The sequence below is a fragment of the Steroidobacter sp. genome, from assembly GCF_016790065.1.
In the GTDB taxonomy this organism is placed as follows: Bacteria; Pseudomonadota; Gammaproteobacteria; order Steroidobacterales; family Steroidobacteraceae; genus Steroidobacter.
This window is the reverse complement of sequence record NZ_JAEUPY010000681.1, coordinates 1-4092: the sequence shown is the minus strand read 5'-3', so window position 1 is coordinate 4092 and position 4092 is coordinate 1. Positions and strand designations below refer to the sequence as shown.

At 59.5% G+C, this 4092-nt stretch carries 3 protein-coding genes; all 3 read left to right on the top strand.

Translation table 11 applies throughout. From position 1 onward, the window contains the following. Nucleotides 1-116: 116 nt before the first annotated feature. Complete coding sequence (locus tag JNL55_RS27985) at nucleotides 117-806, top strand: helix-turn-helix domain-containing protein (protein WP_293862481.1); 690 nt, start codon at nucleotides 117-119, stop codon at nucleotides 804-806. A gap of 183 nt (nucleotides 807-989) precedes the next feature. Next, nucleotides 990-3107 (top strand): TonB-dependent siderophore receptor, encoded by a 2118-nt coding sequence (locus JNL55_RS27980; protein WP_293862478.1) that lies wholly within the window; start codon nucleotides 990-992, stop codon nucleotides 3105-3107. Between the two features lie 2 nt (nucleotides 3108-3109). Beyond that, nucleotides 3110-4092, top strand: a 983-nt coding sequence (locus tag JNL55_RS27975; protein ID WP_293862475.1) for an amidohydrolase family protein, incomplete at its 3' end; no start/stop codon positions are given.

The window sequence follows — 4092 nt, the reverse complement described above, 5'->3', positions numbered from 1 at the left end:
GGCCGAGCCGTGCCGGCGGCGAAGTAATCCTGCGCCGCGTTCCGTTTACGCAACAAAGTTTGCGGGCTATGCAAGGCCGGGATAAGATCCCAGTCCCTGTCTAAGCCGGAACACGCATGGCGACCGCCAAGCCGGGTGCTTCACTCAAGCATCTGCGCAAAACCAATGGATGGACGCTTGCCGAAGTCAGCAAGCGCACCGGCATTCCGCCATCGACGCTGTCCCGTATCGAGAACGATCGCGTTTCGCCCACCTACGATTTGCTGGCCCGATTGAGCCGCGGATTGTCGGTCGACGTCGCGCAGCTCGTGTCATCCGCGCCAGTCGCGGCTGCGGCTACAGCAGAACAGCAGGGACGACGCAGCTTGAATCGTATCGGCGATGGCGAGCTGATCGAGATGTCGAATCACACACTGCGTTATCTATCGACGGATCTGCTGAGGAAGCAGGTGACGCCGATTCTCACTGAATACCGCGCGCGCACGCTCGAGGAATTCGGCGAACTCATGCGGCATGCGGGTGAGGAATTTCTATTCGTGCTCGAAGGCGCGGTGGAGTTGCACACCGAGCTGTATGCACCGGTGGTGCTGAAAGCCGGTGAGTCTGTGTACTTCGATAGCCGCATGGGGCATGCCTACCTCGCCAATGGCCCAGGCCCGTGCCGTGCTTTGTCGATTTGCGTGGCTCCGCAAGAGGAAATGCGGAAGGTTCACGACGCGGTGTTACGCACCGAGGCGGCTGTTGAAGCCACTCCAGCGAAGCGCATCGCTCCGATCACAAAACAGCGTCGACGCCGTACCGGCTAACGACAGCGTTTCGGTCTCCGGAGGCGCTCGGCCTCCATTCTCCCTACCCATTACGCTCAGGCAGCGCTGCACGCCGCTGCCGCCATGCCGCATTTGCAATCAATTCCGTATCGGCGTATAAAATTCCACAAATGGAATAATGTTCGACCTGGCAACCATCAAAACAAATTCGGGAGTGACACCATGATCGGCGACAAGAAGCCCGCATTACCCGCAGCGCTGCTGCTCACCGGCCTCAGCGCCATCACCGTGAGCGTGCCGGTCTGGGCGCAAGGCGCGAACGAGGGCACCGGGCTGGAAGAAATCGTGGTGACCGGCTACCGGTTTTTGAACGAAGACACCAGCGGCACCACCAATCTGCCGTTGCCGATCGAGAAAGTGCCGCAGTCCATCAGCCTGATCAGCAACGACTTCCTGAAAGCGGCTGACATCAAGACGCTGGGCGAAGTGGCGCAATACACCCCGGGCGCGATCTTCTCCGGCAATGGCGAGAACTATCGCACCGACATCAAGTTCCGTGGCTTCACCAATGGCGAGGCGGTCGATGGTCTGCCGCTGGGCAGCGGCGCTCCGCTGGCCGAATACGACTATGCCGTGGTCGAGCGCTTGGAGATCGTGAAGGGCCCGTCGTCGGTGGTTTATGGCGCCTCCAGTCCCGGTGGCATCGTCAACGTCGTGACCAAGAAGGCCACGCCGGAAACGCCTGAGTATTTTTCCGTCGACATCGGCATGTGGAACAACTATCGGATCGAAGGTCAGGTCGGCGGAGCCATCGGTGCAGACGGTCGCCTCAGCGCCATCGGCGTGGGCGCGTATGAGCAGGGCGATAGCTTCACGGACATCATCAAACACGATCGCACCGTGCTCTACGGCGGCTTGGATTTCGCCATCACCGATTCGCTGAGTGCTTACGCGCGCGGCGGCTATGAGAAAAACACCCGGACCTCGTTCGATGGCATTCCGCAGTTCGAAGATGGCACCCAGCCGCCTGTAGCGCGCTCATTCTTCATCGGCTCGGACCAGTCGCGGTACGAGCTGCAGGGCGAACGCATGTATGTCACGGCTGGCCTCGATTGGGACGTGACTGACCTGTGGTCGGTCAGCGTCAAAGGCAACTTCAGTCGCAACGAGCAGGAAGGCGCCGCCATTTTCTCGGGCGGACTGCAAGCGGACGGCAGCATCGATTTGTTCAACGAAGAAAACCTTGGCAGTACCGAAGACGTGTTCGCTGCCGGCATCTCGTCGGTCTACAAGCTCGACGGCCTGGGCTTGAGCGACAGCTTCATCTCGGTCGGCGCGGTCTATAACGAAAGCAGCTATTACGGCAAGCATCGTTTCTACTACATCGGCTCGGGCAACATCTTCGATGGCGTGCGGTCCATCACCAACATCATCAACGCCGCGCCGATCACGGATCCTGGCTACTTCTTGAAGATCGACGATTCCTTGCTCACATACTCGGCTCAGGCTGTGTTGCGGGTTCTGGATCCGCTCACGGTGCTGGTCGGTGCGTCCTACTCAGGGACTGATTTCGACCGAGACTCGGACGCGCTGTCGCCGGCCTCCTATGAATATGACGGCGAAGTCAGTTATCGCGGTGGTCTGACGTACGAATTCGCACCGGGCTTCAACGGCTATCTGTCGTACAGCGAGTCCTTCATGCCGCAGCGGCAGAGCGACATCAATGACAACCCGTTGAAGCCGCTGATCGGCGAACAGAAAGAACTGGGCCTCAAATACGCACCGCCCGGTGGGCGCGTGCTGTTCACGGCTGCGTTGTTCGAGATTCTTCAGAGCAACAAGCCGGAGTTCGATCAAACCACGCCGGCCGGAGATCGCTTCAAAGCAGTGGGCGAAGTGCGTCATCGTGGCGCCGAACTGGAAGTCATTGGTCGGGTCGCGGATCGCTGGCAAGTGCACGCCGGCTACGCCTATCTGAATCCGGAAGTCACCAAGAATCAGGAATCGCCGGAGATGATCGGCAAGACCATCACTTATCTGCCGAAGCACACTGCGAGTGTGTTCGCGAGTTACGAGTTGTTGGATGGCTTCACGGTGGGGGCGGGTGCGCGCTACGTGGACTCGGTCAACACGACGTATGACGACTCGGTCAAGGATCTGCCGGCCTACGCCATCGTCGATGCCACCGCGTCGTATGCCTTCCAGAACTGGAGATTTCAGTTGAACGTGCACAACCTGTTCGATGAGAAGTACTACATCAATACTTACGAAACGGTGTACTACGGCAACGTCATCGGCGAGCCGGCGAACGTGTCGCTGTCGGCCCGGTACGAGTTCTAATCGTGCAGCTACGCTTCATTGGCCGCGTGTGCGGTGCCTTGCTCATGTTCCTCGGCATGATAGGGGTGGCGCCCGCGGCTGATGAGGTGTACGACGTCGTTTATGCCGGTGCTCGGGTCATCGATCCGGAAACCGGCCTCGACGACATTCGTAACGTCGGTGTCTCTGGGCACAAGATTGCCGCTGTCGCCAGTGAACGGCTGAAGGGTAAACGCACCATCGATGCTCGGGGTTTGGTGGTCGCACCAGGCTTTATCGATCTGCATTCGCACTCAACCACCAATGAGACCGCGAGGTTTCAAGCGAAGGACGGCGTCACGACGCGGCTCGAACTGGAGGCCGGCGTGTTTCCAGTGCAGGCCTGGTATGAGCAGAAGGCGGGCAAGGAGCTGATCAACTACGGCGCCAGTGTCAGCCACACGAGCGCACGGTTCTTTGTGTTGAAGGGTGCCGGCGAGTCGGCGTTGCAGTTACTGAACTCGAATCCTTACATCGTCTATCGCGATGATATCGACAAAGCGCTTGCACCGGAGCAACGTGTGCAATTGATCGCTGAATTAGAGCGAGGGATGCGGCTCGGTGCGATTGGTATCGGCAGCACTCCGCAGTACGCGCCCGGTACCAGTCACTGGGAGCAGCTGGAAGTGACCGGACTGGCCGCGAAGTTGCGGACCTGCGTGTTCACCCACATTCGTTACGGTAGCTTGGTCGAGCCGGGCAGCACGCTGGAGTCGATCCAAGAGAACATCGCCAACGCCGCGATCACAGGTGCGTGTGTGCACATCATGCATCTGAACAGCATGGGCATGTCTGCCTCGCCTGCATTGCTCAAACTGATTCACGGCGCGAGGGATCGCGGCCTGGATGTGAGCACCGAGACTTATCCCTGGGACGCATCCTCCGACAGCATCCGAAGCGTCATGTTCGATCCCGGTTGGGAGCAGCGCTGGGGTGTTGGCCCGGAAGACTTACAGTCGACCGCCAC

Excerpts from the sequence above, each read along its gene's own strand:
- JNL55_RS27985 (WP_293862481.1), top strand. The coding sequence starts at position 117 with ATGGCGACCGCCAAGCCGGGTGCTTCACTCAAGCATCTGCGCAAAACC.
- JNL55_RS27980 (WP_293862478.1), top strand. The coding sequence starts at position 990 with ATGATCGGCGACAAGAAGCCCGCATTACCCGCAGCGCTGCTGCTCACC.